This window comes from Sphingomonas ginsengisoli An et al. 2013 (genome assembly GCF_009363895.1).
Lineage (GTDB): Bacteria > Pseudomonadota > Alphaproteobacteria > Sphingomonadales > Sphingomonadaceae > Sphingomicrobium > Sphingomicrobium ginsengisoli.
Window position 1 is genome coordinate 918,284 of record NZ_CP045434.1, and the last position, 15,896, is coordinate 934,179.

16 protein-coding genes are annotated in these 15,896 nt (G+C 67.7%); 11 read left to right on the plus strand and 5 right to left on the minus strand.

The features are described 5' to 3' along the window. Window positions 1–24 precede the first annotated feature (24 nt). Window positions 25–1,341, plus strand: a complete 1,317-nt coding sequence (locus tag GCU42_RS04435; protein WP_114226409.1) for an NRAMP family divalent metal transporter — start codon at window positions 25–27, stop codon at window positions 1,339–1,341. A gap of 3 nt (window positions 1,342–1,344) precedes the next feature. Here GCU42_RS04435 and eno read toward each other — a convergent pair whose 3' ends face one another. After that, the gene (gene eno / locus GCU42_RS04440; protein ID WP_114226410.1) at window positions 1,345–2,655 is read right to left on the minus strand and encodes a phosphopyruvate hydratase; all 1,311 of its coding nucleotides are present in this window, start codon (window positions 2,653–2,655) and stop codon (window positions 1,345–1,347) included. A 148-nt stretch (window positions 2,656–2,803) separates the two neighbouring features. On the opposite strand from eno, the gene GCU42_RS14975 reads away from it, so the two are divergent. The 5 genes from GCU42_RS14975 (at window position 2,804) to GCU42_RS04460 (ending at window position 4,754) form a co-directional block, all read left to right on the plus strand. Further along, on the plus strand, window positions 2,804–3,367 hold the full coding sequence (locus tag GCU42_RS14975) for a hypothetical protein (protein WP_162789127.1): 564 nt from the start codon (window positions 2,804–2,806) through the stop codon (window positions 3,365–3,367). Window positions 3,368–3,371: 4 nt separating this feature from the next. Continuing rightward, entirely contained in the window at window positions 3,372–3,719 is a 348-nt protein-coding gene (locus GCU42_RS14980) for a phage holin family protein (RefSeq protein WP_162789128.1), read from the plus strand. Next, a complete protein-coding gene (locus GCU42_RS04450; RefSeq protein WP_114226412.1) occupies window positions 3,716–4,072 on the plus strand; it encodes a DUF3618 domain-containing protein in 357 nt (118 codons plus the stop codon). Before GCU42_RS14980 ends, GCU42_RS04450 begins: the two co-directional genes overlap by 4 nt. After that, on the plus strand, window positions 4,072–4,401 hold the full coding sequence (locus GCU42_RS04455; RefSeq protein ID WP_114226413.1) for a hypothetical protein: 330 nt from the start codon (window positions 4,072–4,074) through the stop codon (window positions 4,399–4,401). Before GCU42_RS04450 ends, GCU42_RS04455 begins: the two co-directional genes overlap by 1 nt. Window positions 4,402–4,529: 128 nt before the next feature. Beyond that, window positions 4,530–4,754: a DUF4170 domain-containing protein gene (locus tag GCU42_RS04460; protein WP_114226414.1), complete on the plus strand. Its 225-nt coding sequence runs from the start codon at window positions 4,530–4,532 to the stop codon at window positions 4,752–4,754. Here the strand turns inward: GCU42_RS04460 and GCU42_RS04465 are convergent, their stop codons facing one another. The 3 genes from GCU42_RS04465 to carB form a co-directional block, all read right to left on the minus strand. Further along, a complete protein-coding gene (locus tag GCU42_RS04465; protein ID WP_114226415.1) occupies window positions 4,755–5,384 on the minus strand; it encodes a rhomboid family intramembrane serine protease in 630 nt (209 codons plus the stop codon). A 112-nt stretch (window positions 5,385–5,496) separates the two neighbouring features. Further along, window positions 5,497–5,970: a transcription elongation factor GreA gene (gene greA / locus GCU42_RS04470; protein ID WP_114226416.1), complete on the minus strand. Its 474-nt coding sequence runs from the start codon at window positions 5,968–5,970 to the stop codon at window positions 5,497–5,499. Window positions 5,971–6,061: 91 nt separating this feature from the next. Further along, complete coding sequence (gene carB, locus GCU42_RS04475; protein ID WP_114226417.1) at window positions 6,062–9,400, minus strand: carbamoyl-phosphate synthase large subunit; 3,339 nt, start codon at window positions 9,398–9,400, stop codon at window positions 6,062–6,064. Window positions 9,401–9,438: 38 nt separating this feature from the next. Here carB and GCU42_RS04480 point away from each other — a divergent pair, with 38 nt between their 5' ends. Then, window positions 9,439–9,627: a hypothetical protein gene (locus GCU42_RS04480; RefSeq protein ID WP_152569443.1), complete on the plus strand. Its 189-nt coding sequence runs from the start codon at window positions 9,439–9,441 to the stop codon at window positions 9,625–9,627. 29 nt (window positions 9,628–9,656) lie between these two features. On the opposite strand, the gene carA is transcribed toward GCU42_RS04480, so the two are convergent. Next, window positions 9,657–10,901 carry a glutamine-hydrolyzing carbamoyl-phosphate synthase small subunit gene (gene carA, locus GCU42_RS04485; protein WP_240309335.1) on the minus strand — a complete coding sequence of 415 codons (1,245 nt, stop codon included), beginning with the start codon at window positions 10,899–10,901 and terminating at the stop codon, window positions 9,657–9,659. Window positions 10,902–11,040: 139 nt separating this feature from the next. Here carA and GCU42_RS04490 point away from each other — a divergent pair, with 139 nt between their 5' ends. The 4 genes from GCU42_RS04490 to rpoD all read left to right on the plus strand — a co-directional run bounded on the left by GCU42_RS04490 (window position 11,041) and on the right by rpoD (window position 15,891). Beyond that, complete coding sequence (locus tag GCU42_RS04490; protein ID WP_114226419.1) at window positions 11,041–11,493, plus strand: GatB/YqeY domain-containing protein; 453 nt, start codon at window positions 11,041–11,043, stop codon at window positions 11,491–11,493. A 77-nt stretch (window positions 11,494–11,570) separates the two neighbouring features. Further along, window positions 11,571–11,978, plus strand: a complete 408-nt coding sequence (locus GCU42_RS04495; RefSeq protein ID WP_114226420.1) for a GIY-YIG nuclease family protein — start codon at window positions 11,571–11,573, stop codon at window positions 11,976–11,978. Continuing rightward, a complete protein-coding gene (dnaG, locus tag GCU42_RS04500; protein ID WP_114226421.1) occupies window positions 11,975–13,828 on the plus strand; it encodes a DNA primase in 1,854 nt (617 codons plus the stop codon). Before GCU42_RS04495 ends, dnaG begins: the two co-directional genes overlap by 4 nt. Before the next feature lie 11 nt (window positions 13,829–13,839). Then, the gene (gene rpoD / locus GCU42_RS04505) at window positions 13,840–15,891 is read left to right on the plus strand and encodes an RNA polymerase sigma factor RpoD (protein ID WP_114226422.1); all 2,052 of its coding nucleotides are present in this window, start codon (window positions 13,840–13,842) and stop codon (window positions 15,889–15,891) included. Window positions 15,892–15,896: the final 5 nt, after the last annotated feature.

Sequence of the window (15,896 nt, forward strand, 5' to 3'; positions counted from 1 at the left end):
CGCCGTGCCCTTGGGAGAGAAACAATGGCAACGACCACCCAGGAAGCCGCGGCGGCGGCTCCGCCCCAGGGCCGCCACTGGTATCGTCTGCTCGTCGCCGGGACGATCGGCCGGCTCGGGCCCGGCCTCATCACCGGCGCCGCCGACGACGATCCCAGCGGGATCGCCACCTACTCGCAGGCCGGGGCGCAATTCGGCCTCAACATGCTGTGGACGGTCTGCTTCACCTATCCGCTGATGGTCGCGGTGCAGGTGATCTGCGCCCGCGTCGGGCGGGTCAGCGGGCGCGGCCTCGCCGCCAATCTAACTGAAGTCTTCCCGCGCTGGATGGTCGGATTGCTGGTCTTCGGCCTGATGGTCGCCAACACCGTCAACATCGGCGCCGATGTCGGCGCGATGGGCGCGGCGGCGACCCTCGTGACCGGCGCCCGCGACGACACCTGGTTCACCATCGGCGCGGCCTTGCTCTCGCTCGTGCTGCAGGTGCTGGTCCCCTACCGCTTCTACGTGAAGCTGCTGAAGTGGCTGACCCTCGTCCTGTTCGCCTATGTCGGGGTGGTCTTCACCGTGGCCATCGACTGGCACCAGGTCGTGCTCAGCACCCTCATGCCCTCGTTCAAATGGACTCCCGAGGCCGCCACCATGGTGGTCGCCGTCTTCGGCACCACCATCAGCCCCTACCTCTTCTTCTGGCAGTCGGCCGAGGAGGTCGAGGAGATGCAGCTCAAGAACCGGGTCGCGCTGCGCGACGCGTCCGAAGTCACCGCCCGGCGCGAGATCCGGCGAATGACCCAGGACACTTTCGCCGGCATGGGCATCTCGAACCTCATCGCCTTCTTCATCATCCTGACCACCGCGGTCACCCTCCACCAGAGCGGGATGACCGACATCCAGACCTCGGCCCAGGCCGCCGAGGCGCTGAAGCCGATCGCCGGTCCGCTCGCCTTCTGGCTGTTCAGCATCGGCATCGTCGGCACCGGGCTGCTCGCCATGCCGGTGCTCGCCGGCTCGGCCGGCTACGCGCTGTGCGAAGTGCTCGGCCGCCCCGCCGGCCTCGAGAAGTCGATGGGCGAGGCGAAGACCTTCTACGGCATCATCGCCACGCTGATGATCGTCGCACTGGCGGTGCCGCTCTCCACCCTCGATCCGATCAAGGCGCTGTTCTGGAGCGCGGTGCTCAACGGCGTCATCGCCGTTCCGATCATGGCCGCGACGATGTGGATCAGCGGCCGCCACCGCCAGATGGGCGACTATGTCGCCAACCGCTGGCAGCGCTGGCTCGGCTGGACCGCGACGGCGGTGATGGCCGCCGCCGCGCTCGGCATGTTCGTGCTAGGCTGAGCCTCAGCTCGGGCGATAGGCCTTGAGCGCGGCGCGGCCGGCGTAGCGGGCGGCGTCGCCCAGTTCCTCTTCGATCCGCAGCAGCTGATTGTACTTGGCGGTGCGGTCCGAGCGTGCGAGGCTGCCGGTCTTGATCTGCCCGCAGTCGAGCGCGACCGCGAGGTCGGCGATGGTCGAATCCTCGGTCTCGCCCGAGCGGTGGCTCATCACCGCGGTGTAGCCGCTCGACTGCGCCATCCGCACCGCGGCGATGGTCTCCGAGAGCGAGCCGATCTGGTTGACCTTGACCAGGATCGAGTTGGCGATCCCGTCCTTGATCCCCTGCCCCAGCCGCTCAACGTTGGTGACGAACAGGTCGTCGCCGACGAGCTGGACCCGGTCGCCGAGCCGCTCGGTCAGCGCCTTCCAGCCGACCATGTCGTCCTCACCCATCCCGTCCTCGATCGAGGCGATCGGATAGTCACGCGCGAGGTCGGCGAGATAATCGACCATCTGCTGAGGGGTGAGGTTCTGCGCCTCGCCGCCGCCGCGCCCGTCCTTCTGGCCGAGCCGATACTGGCCGTCCTTGAAGAATTCCGAGGCCGCGCAGTCGAGCGCGATCAGGACGTCGGTCCCGAGCGTATAGCCCGCGGCGTGCGTCGCCTCGCCGATATAGTCGAGCGCCTGGCGCGGACTTTCGATATTGGGGGCGAAGCCGCCCTCGTCGCCGACCGCGGTCGAAAGGCCAGCGCCGTGCAGCTTGGCTTTCAGCGCATGGAAAATCTCGGTCCCGCAGCGCAGGCTCTCGGCAAAGCTGTCGGCCCCGACCGGCAGGATCATGAATTCCTGGAAGTCGATCGGATTGTCTGCGTGCGCGCCGCCGTTCAGAATGTTCATCAGCGGCACCGGCAGCAAATGCGCCGAGACCCCACCGACATAGCGGTAGAGCGGCAGCCCGCGTGCCTCCGCGGCGGCCTTGGCCACCGCCAGGCTGATGCCGAGGATCGCATTGGCGCCGAGCTTGCCCTTGTTGGGTGAGCCGTCGGCGGCGATCAGCGCGGCGTCGATGTCCTGCTGGTCCTCCGCCTCATAGCCGAGGATGGCGTCGGCGAGCGGGCCGTTGGCGGCGGCGACCGCCTTGGTGACGCCCTTGCCCCCCCACCGGCTCTTGTCGCCGTCGCGCAGCTCGACCGCCTCGTGCACCCCGGTCGAGGCGCCCGAGGGGACCGCCGCGCGGCCCATGCTGCCGTCCTCCAGCGTGACGTCCACTTCGACCGTGGGGTTGCCCCGGCTGTCGAGGATCTGGCGGGCATGGACGTCAATGATTGCGGTCATGGAACGATAGTCTCCGGCGCGGCGATGCGGTATGAGAGGCCTCTATCGGTGCCGGCCAGCGGCGGCAACATTCGCCGCTGCGAACCGGAACGTGCGTGTCGCTCCCGGGTTCTTGGGGCAAGAGTAACTCGTACCCAAGGAGAGCCACATGGCCGAACCGAACAATGGATTGCCCGAGGGCACCGACACCATCCTCGAAGCCGGCGGGACCGGCGCTAGCAACGCGACCGGAGGACGAAGCATGACCGCCAGCGACCGCGGCACCGACAGCCTGATCACCGACGGCACCAACGAGAACAGCGGCGGCATCCGCGGGATGATCTCGACCGCCGGGACCAAGGCCCGCGACGAAGCGGCCACCCGCGCCCGCGGCCTCGTCAGCCAAGGCCTGACCAGCGGCTCGGCCGCGCTCGGCAACGTCGCCTCGATCATCGGTGACACGGTCGAGCAGATCGGTGAGCGGCTCGGCCCGCAATATGCCGATTACGCCCGCTCGGCGTCCGAGACGGTCAACCGCTACGCCACCACGCTCCAGAGCAAGGACCCGGACGAACTCGTCGACGACGCGCGCGAACTGGTCCGCAAGAGCCCAGGTCTCGCGCTCGCCGGCGCGGCGATCGTCGGCTTCGGCCTCGTTCGCCTGCTCAAAGCCGGGATCGACGCGGGCGACACCAGCGGCGGCCGCGCGCGGAACAACCGCCACACGGACTGACCGCATGCTCAAGCCTGCGGGCACGCCTTCGAGCGGCGACGACAATATCGGTGAGCTGGTCCACCGGCTGGTGGACGACGGCAAGGCCTACGCCAAGGCCGAGCTCGCTTATGTGAAGACGCTCGGCACCGAGAAGGCGAGTGAGCTCAAGCAGCCGCTCGTCTTCGGGGTGCTGGCGCTGTTCTTCGCTCACGCCGCCTTCCTCGCGCTGTGCGCCCTCCTCTGGGTCGGTCTCGCGCAGGTGATGAATGCGGCGCTCGCCGGGCTCGTCACGCTGGTCGTGCTCGGCGGTCTCGCCGGCCTCTTCGCCGCGCTCGCCAAGGCGCGGATCAAGGGCAAGGCCGGCCGATGAGCGACGCGCACGAGGTCCGTATCGCCCGCGCCCGCGGTGAGGCCGACGAGGCCAGGGCCCGGCTGATCGCCACTCTCGAGGAACTGAAAGCGCGGATCGCGCCCAAGACCCTCGCCGGCCAGGCGTTTCAGGCGGCCAAGGACAAGAGCATCGTGGTGGCCGACGACACGGTCACCGCGGTCAAGGAAAGCCCGCTGATGGCCGCCGGCATCGCCGGGGCCGCCGCGCTATTGATCGCCCGCAAGCCGCTGCTCGCGCTGGCGGCAAGCTGGTGGCGCGGAGAAGACGAAGACGACAACCACACTCACGACAACGGCCGGCGCAAGCGCGCTCGCGCCGAGGAGGACAAGTAATGGCCAAGCGTAACGACACCGACACCACCACCTTTGACGAGGCCGACCGCCGCTTCGACGATTTTGCCGACAGCGCCGCGGCCCGGATCGAGGATTCGCCCCTGATCGCGCTCGGCGCGGGGATCGCGCTCGGCGCCGTGCTCGGCGCGGTGCTTCCGGCCAGCCGCCGCGAAAAGGAATTGCTCCAGCCGCTCGGCGCCAAGCTCAACACCGCCAGCACCGGCGCGATCGAGCGTGGCCGCGAAATGGCCAAGCAGCGCTTCGACGAAATGGCCGGCGACAAGGTCCGCGAATTCTTCGGCTCGGGCTCGAGTAGCAGCAAGGACTGAAAATCGTCATTGCGAGCGAAGCGAAGCAATCCATTCCTGCCGCGCGGCGGAGTGGATTGCTTCCTCGCTGGCGCTCCTCGCAATGACGACTTGGGCCGCCTTCGCGCTTCTGCTATCCGCCCGCTCCCATGAGCAAGCTCCACCTCGTATTCGGCGGCCGGGTCAAGGATCCGCAGGGCCTCGACTTCACCGACTTGAAGCAGATCGACATCGTCGGCCTGTTCGACAATTACGCCGACGCCGAGGACGCCTGGCGCGACAAGGCGCAGCGCACGGTCGACGATGCCGAGATGAAATATGTCGTCGTCCACCTGCACCGGCTGCTCGAGCCGGACGTCGACGCCAAGGCCTGATCAGGCCTTCCGATACCGCCACAGCAGCAACGGCCGCTGCAGCAGCAGCCCGGTGATGAACCCGCCGACATGCGCCGGGGTGGCAACCATCAGCCCCTCGGTCCCCGCGGCATAGCCGACCCCGATCTGCAGCAGCGTCCACGCCACCGCCAGCCAGACGATATGGACCAGCCGGTTGAGCGACTGGTTGCGGCTGACCTGCTTGGGCCGCCCGAAGCTCAGCGCATAAGCGCCGATGACCCCGCTGATCGCCCCGCTCGCCCCGATCACCGGCACGTCGCTGAGCGGCGCGTAGCCCCACTGCGCCAGCGCCGAGGTCACCGCGCTGACCAGATAGATGACGACCAGCCCGGGCGCGCCGAGCACCCGCTCCACCGCCACCCCGCACAGCAGCAGCATGAGCATGTTGAAGAGCAGGTGCATGAGGCTGCCGTGGACCAAGGTGCAGCTGAACGGGGTCAGCCACGCCGGCAGCGCCGACGACACCTGCAGCACCCCCGACAGCCGCGCCGGCACCACCCCCATCGCCCCGGCGGCAAGCGGGCCATAGCCCGCCAGCAGGATCAGCAGCGAGATCACGCTGCTCACCACCGCGATCGCGATCGTCGGCGAACGCCAGTTGAGTGTCATAGAGAACCGCTCGTCCTGAGCGAAGGACCGAAGGTCCGCAGTCGAAGGGCGCCCTTCGACTTCGCTGCGCTCCGCTCAGGACGAGCGAAGCAAAAACCCGGCAGCACGCGCCTCACACGAACTCGATCTGCGCGATCTCGTAATAGCGGTCACCCGACGGCGTGGTCACCTCGACCTCGTCGCCGACCTCGCGCCCAATGAGCGCCCGGCCGAGCGGGCTGTTGTAGCTGATCCGCCCGACCTTGGCGTCGGCCTCGGTCTGCCCGACGAGCTGATATTTCACCGGCTTGTCGTCCTCGTCGATCAGGCTGACCGTCGCGCCGAACACGACCTTGTTGCCCGACAGCGTCGTCGGGTCGATCACCAGCGCGCGCGCCAGCCGGTCCTCGATGTCGGCGATATAGGCCTCGATCTGGCCCTGCCGCTCCTTGGCGGCATGATATTCGGCATTCTCGCTCAGATCGCCGTGGGCGCGGGCTTCCTCGATCGCGTCGACGACCTGCGGCCGCTCGATCTTGAGCCGCTTGAGTTCGTCTTCGAGCTGACGATAGCCTTCGGCCAGCATCGGCACCTTGTCGCTCGCCATGGGCGCATCCAGTCCTTGTGTTCACTCGCCAAAACCCACCCGCTGCGCCGACCGGAAGGTCCGCACCGAAACGGGTGGGCATGCGGGAAGATTAACTTTCGAGGGCGGAATAATAGGACTGTAAGGAGCGAACTTCAAGCGAACGGCCGCGCACGGCCTTGATCGCGCGCGCCACCGCCAGGCTCGCCGAGACGGTGGTGAAGTAGGGCACCTTGCGATTGAGCGCGGTCGCCCGGATCGACTGGCTGTCCTTGAACGCCTGCCACCCCTCGGTGGTATTGAAGACCAGGCTCACCTGGCCATCGACCATGCGGTCGACGATATGCGGCCGCCCCTGCGCGACTTTGTTGACCAGCGTCACCGTGAGCCCCTTGCCCTGCAGGAACGCCGCCGTCCCGCCGGTCGCAATCACCTCGAAGCCCAGCTCGATCATCAATTCGACCGCGGGCAATATCTGGTCCTTGTCGCTGTCCTTGACCGAGACGAACAGGGTGCCCCCATCGGGCAGCATCGTCCCCGCGCCGAGCTGGCTCTTGGCGAAGGCGATGTCGAAATCGCGGTCGATCCCCATCACCTCGCCGGTCGACTTCATCTCGGGGCCGAGCACCGGGTCGGTGCCGGGGAAGCGCGCGAAGGGGAAGACGCTCTCCTTGACCGCGACATAGCCCTGCGGCTTGCGCAGATGCGGCAGGTCGGCGAGCGCCTCGCCCGCCATCACCCGCGCCGCCAGCTTGGCGACCGGCACCCCGATCGCCTTGGCGGTGAAGGGCACGGTCCGGCTCGCCCGCGGATTGACCTCGATGAGGTAGACCAGCCCGTCCTTGACCGCGAACTGGACGTTCATCAGCCCCTTGACCTTGAGCGCCAGCGCGAGCTCGCGTGTCTGCCGCTCGATCTCGGCGACGATGTCGGCGGGCAGGCTGTAGGGCGGAATCGAGCAGGCGCTGTCGCCCGAGTGGACACCAGCCTCCTCGATATGCTCGAGCACCCCGGCGACCTTGACGTCGGTCCCGTCGCAGATGGCATCGACGTCGACCTCGACCGCATCGCGCAAATAGCGGTCGACCAGCACCGGCGAATTGCCCGACACCTCGACCGCGGTAGCGATATAATGGTCGAGCTGGGCCGGCCCGTCGACCACCTCCATCGCCCGCCCGCCGAGCACGTAGCTCGGCCGCAGCAGCACCGGGTAGCCGATCTTCTCGGCGACGGCCAACGCCTCCTCGCGGCTGCGGGCGAGGCCATTCTCGGGCTGGCGCAGCTTCAATCGCGAGACCAGCGCCGCGAACCGCTCGCGGTCTTCGGCGAGGTCGATGCTGTCGGGGCTGGTGCCGAGGATCGGGATCCCCGCCGCCTGCAGCCCCGCCGCCAGCTTGAGCGGCGTCTGCCCGCCCAGCTGCACGATCACCCCCGCCAGCTCGCCCTTGGCCTGCTCGCGCGTGACGATCTCGAGCACGTCTTCTTCGGTCAGCGGCTCGAAATAGAGCCGGTCCGACGTGTCCGGGTCGGTCGACACCGTCTCCGGATTGCAGTTGATCATCACCGTCTCATAGCCCGCGTCGCGCAGCGCGAAGGCGGCGTGGCAGCAGCAATAATCGAACTCGATCCCCTGCCCGATCCGGTTCGGCCCGCCGCCGAGGATGACGACCTTCTTGCGGTCGCTGACCTCGGCCTCGTCCTCGGGCTCGCCGAACAAGGGCGCCTCGTAGGTCGAGTAGAGATAAGGCGTCGACGCGTCGAACTCGGCCGCGCAGCTGTCGATCCGCTTGTAGACCGGGTGGACGCCGAGCCCCTGGCGGTGCCAGCGCACTTCCTCGGCGGTGACCCCGCCGGTCATCGCCCGCATCGCCGCATGGACGATCCCGCGCCCGCGCGCCTGCAACTCGCTCATTTCGCGGTTCATGCCGGTCGAGCGCAGCGACAGCTGCGCCAGCCGCGCGTCGCTGAATCCCATCCCCTTCAGCCGCCGCATCTCGGCCGCGTCGTTGGGCAGCCCGAACGCGCGCACCTGCCCCTCGGCGCGGACGATCTCCGCCAGCCGCTCGAGGAACCACGGGTCGAACCCCGCGATCTCGTTGATCCGCTCGACCGTGAAGCCGTGGCGCAGCGCCTCGGCCGCGACCAGCAGCCGGTCGGGCGTCGCCCGCGCCAGCGCCGCCGCGATCTCGTCGGTCGACGCTTCCTCAAGCGGCCGCACCCGGTCGAGCCCACACAACCCGATTTCGAGCCCGCGCAGCGCCTTCTGCAGGCTCTCGGCGAACGACCGTCCGATCGCCATCACCTCGCCGACCGACTTCATCGCGGTCGACAGCACCCCTTCGGCGCCCTTGAACTTCTCGAAGGTGAAGCGCGGGATCTTGGTGACGACATAGTCGATCGTCGGCTCGAAGCTCGCCGGCGTCGCGCCGCCGGTGATGTCGTTGGCGATCTCGTCGAGCGTGTAGCCCACCGCCAGCCGCGCCGCGACCTTGGCAATCGGGAAGCCGGTCGCCTTGGAGGCCAGCGCCGACGAGCGCGACACCCGCGGGTTCATCTCGATGACGACCATCCGCCCGGTCTTGGGATCGACCGCGAACTGGACGTTGGACCCGCCCGTCTCGACCCCGATCTCGCGCAGCACGGCGATGCTCGCCGAGCGCATCCGCTGATATTCCTTGTCGGTCAGCGTCAGCGCGGGGGCGACGGTGATCGAATCCCCCGTATGCACCCCCATCGGATCGACATTCTCGATCGAGCAGATGATGATGGCGTTGTCCGCGCGGTCGCGGACCACCTCCATCTCAAACTCCTTCCACCCAACCAGGCTCTCGTCGATCAGCACCTCGGTGGTCGGCGAGGCCTCGAGCCCGGTGCGGACGAAGTGGTTATATTCGTCGCGATTGTACGCGATCCCGCCCCCGGTGCCGCCCAGCGTGAAGCTCGGCCGGATGACCACCGGCAGCCCGATCGTGTCGAGCGCCGCCATCGCCTCCTCGACCGTGTGCACGATCGCCGACTTGGGGCTTTCGAGCCCGATCCGGTCCATCGCGTCGCGGAATTTCTGGCGGTCCTCGGCCTTCTCGATCGCCTCGGCATTGGCGCCGATCAGCTCGACCCCCAGACGGTCGAGCGTGCCGTCCTTGAATAGCGCAAGCGCGGTGTTGAGCGCGGTCTGCCCACCCATCGTCGGCAGCAGCGCGTCGGGCCGCTCGGCCTCGATGATCTTGGCGACGATCTCGGGGGTGACCGGCTCGATGTAGGTCGCGTCGGCGCCTTCCGGATCGGTCATGATCGTCGCCGGGTTCGAGTTGACGACGATGACGCGATAGCCCTCGGCCTTGAGCGCCTTGACCGCCTGGCTACCCGAATAATCGAACTCCGCCGCCTGGCCAATGACGATCGGGCCGGCGCCGATGATGAGGATGGAGGAGATGTCGGTGCGGCGGGGCATTAGAGAGCCTTAACAATTGCGACGGTATGGCCACGATCATGATCAAGAAGCGCAGACTTACGCGGTTCAAGCTTATCGTTTGGACTTTCATCGTCGTGACATTGGTCGGCGGCTCTTGGCTGCTCGCACAAGCCGTGCTTGCCGGCGACTACACCCGCCTGGCAGTCGCCGTGGTGCCCGCCGCGTACTTCGCAGTCAGGATGAATGGCCGAGCCAAAGACGCTTAGCGGCAATTTTTGGGATGCGCCGAGATCGCTCACCGCATCATCCCCACGAACCGCTCGAACAGGTAGAAGCTGTCCTGCGGCCCCGGGCTCGCCTCGGGGTGATATTGCACGCTGAACACCGGCCGCCCCTCGAGCTCGAGCCCGCAGTTCGAGCCGTCGAACAGCGAGACGTGCGTCTCCCTGACCCCCGCCGGCATCCCCTCGCGCTCGACCGCGAAGCCGTGGTTCATGGCTGTGATCTCGACCGCCCCGTCGGCCAGCCGCTTGACCGGATGATTGGCCCCGCGATGGCCCTGGAACATCTTGGCCGTCTTGCCCCCCACCGCGAGCGCGAGCAGCTGGTGGCCGAGGCAGATGCCGAACAGCGGCTTCCCCGTCTCCAGCATCTGCTTGATCACCGGAATCGCATATTCCCCCGTCGCCGCCGGATCGCCCGGCCCGTTCGAGAGGAAGAAGCCGTCGGGCGCGTGCGCCATCACCTCGTCGAAGGTGGCGGTCGCCGGCAAGATCGTCACCCGCGCCCCGGCCTCGACCAGGTTGCGGAAGATGTTACGCTTGGCCCCATAATCGATCGCGACGACGTGGGGGCGGTCAGAACGCCCCTCGACTGCGCTCGGGACGAGCGCATCGGAAGGACGCTCCGCCACAACACCGCTCGTCCCGAGCGAAGTCGAGGGGCGCTCCCCCGCATACCCCAACTCGAGGCTCCACTTCCCCCCGCTCCAAATCTCCAACTGCTCCCGCGACACCGCCTTGGCGAGGTCCATCCCCTCGAGCCCCGGCCAATCCATCGCCATTTTCTGCAACGCCGCCAAGTCGAACACCCCGTCCGCCCGATGCGCCATCACCACCCTCGGCGGCCCCTCCCGCCGCACCAGCCGGGTCAGCGCCCGCGTATCCAGCCCGGCGAGCCCGATCCGCCCGTTGTTCGCCATCCAGCTCGGGAAATCGCTCTTCGAGCGGAAGTTGCTCGGTGCCGTCACCGCCTCGCGGACGATACAGCCGAGCGCATGCGGATCGGCCGCCTCGACGTCCTCGTCGTTGGCCCCGACATTGCCGATGTGGGGAAAGGTGAACGCCACCACCTGCCGCGCGTAGGAGGGGTCGGTCATCACTTCCTGATAGCCGGTCATCGCGGTGTTGAAGCACAATTCGCCGACCGCCTCGCCCTCGGCCCCGAACCCCTGCCCCCAGGCGACCCGGCCGTCGGCGAACACCAGGACTCCGGTCGCTCCGCTCGGTTGCGGCGCAGGCGCGGGCATGGGGCTGGCCATCGGCGGGAGGCTCCTTCGGACGTTAGACAACGATGTCGCTAAGCCGCGGTCGCTAAGCGCATAAGCGCGCAGGGTCAACGGCTGGTCAGGGCGGAAAACCGCCGCTACGGCTGGCCGCTTTCCCGAACGAGTTGAAGCGATGATCCGAGACGACCTCAAGGCCGCGCTGGTCGCGGCGATGAAGGGCGGCGACAAGCCCGCCACCGGCACCATCCGCCTGATCCAGAGCGCCCTCAAGAACCGCGACATCGAGCTCAGGACCGGCACCGCCCCCGCCGACGACGACCAGCTGGTCACCGACGTCCTCCAGAAAATGATCAAGCAACGCCGCGAATCGGTCGAGCTCTACAAGAAGGGCGGCCGCGACGAGCTGGCGGCCACCGAAGAAGCCGAAATCGCCATCATCGAACGCTTCCTCCCCCAGCAGATGAGCGACGACGAAGCCCGCGCCGCGGTGCAGGCGATCGTCGCCGAGCTCGGCGCCTCGAGCATGAAGGACATGGGCCGCGTCATGGCCGCGGTGAAGGAGCGTCATCCGACCAGCATCGAACCGGCCCGGGCGAGCGCGCTGGTCAAGGCGGCGTTGAGCTAGACTTCTCGCCGCGTTGAGAGAAAACTCCCGCAGGAGAGTCGCTCGTCCCGAGCGAAGTCGAGGGGCGCCCAAGCAACGTGCATTTCTGGGTCTACATCGTGCGTTGCAGCGACGGCTCCTTCTACACCGGCCACACGGACAATCTCGAAAAGCGTGTGGGTGAGCATAATTCCGGCATCGGCGGCGACTGGACCCGGCGGCGGCGACCGGTCTCCCTCGTCTGGTGCGAAGTCCTGCCCACTCGGCAGGAAGCCTATGAAGCCGAACGCCGCATCAAGCCCTGGTCACGCGCTAAGAAAGAGGGCCTGATCGCGCGCGACTGGGCCCGGGTGTCGCATTTCGCCAAGCCGCCTTGCGAACGCCCCTCGACTTCGCTCGGGACGAGCGAAAGGGTGGTCGCAACTGCCGATAGTAGGGCAGCGACTGGGTCGCTCGTCCCGAGCGGAGCGCGAGGCGCGAAGTCGAGGGGCGCTTCCACCCCATGACCCTCTCCCCCGCCTTCCTCGACGAACTCCGCGCCCGCACCCTGCTCAGCGCGGTCGTCGCCCCGCAGGTGAAGCTCACCCGCGCCGGCCGCGAATTTAAAGGCTGCTGCCCGTTCCACGACGAGAAGACCCCCAGCTTCTACGTCAACGACGAAAAGGCCTTCTACCACTGCTTCGGCTGCGGCGCGCACGGCGATGCGATCCGCTTTCTCACCGAGCAACGCGGCCTCCCCTTCATCGATGCGGTTAAGGAACTCGCCGACAAGGCCGGGATGCAGGTCCCCGCGCCCGACCCCCGCGCGCAGGAGCAGGCGAGCCGCGCCGCGACCCTCCACGACGTGATGGGCGCGGCGCAGCGCTGGTACGCCGAGCAGCTCGAAGGCCCCGAAGCCGCCGACGCACGCGCCTACGTCAAGAAGCGCGGCTTCTCCGCCCTCTCCGTCCAGCGCTTCGGGATCGGCTTCGCCCCCGACGGCCGCACCCGCCTCAAGACCGCGCTCAAGGAGCAGGGCGAGGAGCAACTCGTCGATACCGGCCTGCTGATCCGTCCCGACGACGGCAACCGCGAGCCCTACGACCGTTTCCGCGGCCGGCTGATGATCCCCATCCGCGACGCGCGCGGGCGGGTGATCGGCTTCGGCGGCCGCATCCTCGGCGCCGGCGAGCCCAAGTATCTCAACTCCCCCGAGACCGTCCTCTTCGACAAGGGCCGCACGCTCTACAACCTCGACCGCGCCTCCCCCGCCAGCCGCCAGGCCAACCGGATTATCGTGGTCGAAGGCTATATGGACGTGATCGCGCTCGACCAGGCGGGGATCGCCGAGAGCGTCGCCCCCAACGGCACCGCACTGACCGAGGCCCAGCTTGCCATCCTCTGGCGGCTCGACCCCGCGCCGATCCTCTGCTTCGACGGCGACGCCGCCGGGCAGAAGGCCGCGATCCGCGCCGCCCTGCGCGCCCTCCCCCACCTCGCGCCCGAGCGGACGCTGCGCTTCGTCGCGCTCCCCGCGGGTCAGGACCCCGACGACCTCGTCAAGGCCGGCGGCCGCGCCGCGATCGACGCCATCCTCGCCGAGCCCGAGCCGCTGGTCGACCGCCTCTGGCGGCACGAGCGCGACGCCTCCCCCCTCGCCACGCCCGAGGAGCGCGCCGGCCTCAAGCAGCGCCTCGTCGCCCACGCCGCCGCGATTGGCGACCGCTCGCTCAGCCAACTCTACCGCGAGGAATGGCTCGTCCGCTTCGACGCGCTGACCCGCCCCGAGCGGACGCGCGGGGCCTTAAGCCCCGTCGGCCAGCGCCGCGGCAGCTGGGTCAAGGGCAAGGGCTTCGTCCCCCCCGAGCCCCCCGCCAGCCCGGCCGCGCGAGCGATCGGCTCGGAGGGAATCGATCCGCAGACCTCGCGCGCGGTGCTCGAGGGACTGGCGCTGTTCCCCGCCGCGCTGATCGACCATTTCTCCGAGGTCCAGCGGCTCCCGCTCAGCGACCGCGCGCTCGCCCGAATTCGCGACCAGCTGCTCGAAGCGGCGCTATCGGGCGAAGTGCTTGATCGGTCGCGAATCGCCACCATATTGCAGGGTGCAGGCGGTTCGACCCTCCTTGAACGGAGCGGCAGGAGAGCAGGCGCAGGATATTCCTTCACTCAGCCCGGCACGGATCCGGCGCGCGCAGAGCGTGAACTCGGCAACGTCATAGACGCCCTTTGCGCGCACTATGAGATCGCCAGCGCCCTTCGCGCCGCCACCGAACGGCTGGCGTTGGGCGAGGTTGAAGGGTTTGAAGAGCAACAGCGACTAAGCGTCGCAAAAATCGAAACAACCAAGCGTCTGGCGGAACTGGCCGCGGACGACTAAGTGGCGGCACGATGGCGAAAGCAGAGATTCAAGAAACCGAACCCCAGGACGGCGACGATGCGCCCCTGATCGACCAGAACGACGCTGCGATTAAGCGGTTGAAGGCGCGCGCCAAGAAGCGCGGCACCATCACCATTGACGAGATCAACGCAGCGCTTCCGGCCGACCAGAACGAGCAGATCGAAGACCTGATGTCGGAACTCAACGACATGGGCGTCCAGATCGTCGAGAAGGGCGAAGGCTCGGACGACGAGGACGAGGACGGCGACAGCGACAGCGCGAACGAGGTCGAGGAAGTCGACCCGCTCGACGACGGCGGCGCGCGCCCGGCCGCGGCGGTCAAGAAAGAGCCGACCGACCGCACCGACGATCCGGTCCGCATGTACCTGCGCGAGATGGGGGCAGTCGAGCTCCTCTCCCGCGAGGGTGAGATCGCCATCGCCAAGCGGATCGAGGCCGGCCGCGACACGATGATCTGGGGGCTGTGCGACAGCCCGATCACCTTCACCTCGATCATCGAATGGTCGAACGCCTTGAACGAAGGCCGGATGCAGCTGCGTGAGATCCTCGATCTCGAAGCCATGCTCTCCAAGGGCCCCACCGCCGAGCAGATCAACGCCGCCGAGAGCGAGGGCGAGGAAGGCGCGGGCGAGATCAGCGCCGCGGTTGCCGGTCCGACCATCAAGGAAGATGCCGAGCCCGAGGAGGCCCCGGCCGCCGACGACGAGGAAGACGAATTCACCGAACGTCGCGCCCGTCCCGAAGGCGCCGCCGCCGAAGAGGAAGAGGACGACAACACCCTCAGCCTCGCGCAGATGGAGGAGACGCTCAAGCCGCAGGCGCTCGAGAAGTTCGCCCTCATCACCGCCCACTACAAGAAGTTCGCCAAGCTCCAGGACGCGCGCCTGGTGGCGATGAGCGCCGGCCAGGCCTATGCCTCTGCCGAAGAGAAGAAATATCAGAAGCTGCGCGAACAGCTCACCGCCGAAGTCGAGGCGATGCAGTTCCACGGCTCGAAGATCGAATATCTGGTCGAGCAGCTCTACAGCTACAACCGCCGGCTCACTGCCCTAGGTGGGCAAATGCTCCGCCTCGCCGAGCGCCACCGCGTCCCGCGGAAAGCCTTCCTCGACGAATATATGGGCAATGAGCTCGACGAGGCGTGGTTGCCGCGCGTCGCCAAGCTCGACAAGAAGTGGGCCGCCTTCGCCGCCGGCGAGGGCGACAGCGTCGACCGCATCCGCGTCGAGATCGGGGAGATCGCGCAGGCCACCGGCATGAACCTGGCCGAGTTCCGCAAGATCGTGAACATGGTCCAGAAGGGTGAGCGCGAGGCGCGCATCGCCAAGAAGGAAATGGTCGAGGCAAACTTGCGCCTCGTCATTTCGATCGCCAAGAAATACACCAACCGCGGGTTGCAGTTCCTCGACCTCATCCAGGAAGGCAACATCGGCCTGATGAAGGCGGTCGACAAGTTCGAGTATCGCCGCGGCTACAAGTTCTCGACCTACGCCACCTGGTGGATCCGGCAGGCGATCACCCGTTCGATCGCCGACCAGGCGCGGACCATCCGCATCCCGGTCCACATGATCGAGACGATCAACAAGCTCGTCCGCACCAGCCGGCAGTTCCTCCACGAGACCGGCCGCGAAGCGACCCCGGAGGAGCTCGCCGAGCGCCTCTCGATGCCGCTCGAGAAGGTGCGCAAGGTCCTCAAGATCGCCAAGGAGCCGATCAGCCTCGAGACGCCGATCGGCGACGAGGAAGACAGCCACCTCGGCGACTTCATCGAGGACAAGAACGCCGTCATCCCGGTCGACGCCGCCATCCAGGCGAACCTCAAGGAAACGGTCACCCGCGTGCTGGCGTCCCTAACGCCGCGCGAGGAGCGCGTCCTGCGCATGCGGTTCGGCATCGGCATGAATACCGATCACACGCTCGAAGAGGTCGGCCAGCAGTTCAGCGTGACCCGCGAGCGTATCCGCCAGATCGAAGCCAAGGCGCTGCGGAAGCTGAAGCATCCTAGCCGGTCGCGGAAGATGCGGTCGTTCTTGGATCAGTGAAGACA